The sequence below is a fragment of the Streptomyces atroolivaceus genome (assembly GCF_000717025.1).
Lineage (GTDB): Bacteria > Actinomycetota > Actinomycetes > Streptomycetales > Streptomycetaceae > Streptomyces > Streptomyces atroolivaceus.
On record NZ_JNXG01000094.1, the window covers coordinates 1 to 344 of the forward strand.

General features: G+C 65.4%; 1 pseudogene. It reads left to right on the forward strand.

The annotated features are described in order from the left end of the window. A pseudogene (locus tag OO67_RS35565) lies at window positions 1-344 on the forward strand (CHAP domain-containing protein); the annotation flags it as partial.

Here is a 344-nt window from a genome sequence, read left to right on the forward strand (position 1 = left end):
GCCGAGATCGGCACCGGCTTCGTCCTCAAGACCCTCACCACCGTCGGCCAGGACCGCCTCATCGCCACCACCGAAGCCGGAAAACTCTTCTCCTACAAGATCATCGGCGGGGCCTGGAAGCGTGACGACCTGAAGGAGTCGGGATGGTCTGGATTCGATCAGGTCGTCTCCTCCGGCAGCGGCTTCTACTACGGCCGCATCGCCACGACCGGCGCCATGTACTGGGGACGCCAACATCTCCGACGGCAACGGAGACGACATCGCCTACCACAACGACGACCCGGTCGACACCTCCGGCTGGACCCAGACCCTCCTCTCCGCCGCACCCGGCCAGGTCACCTGCA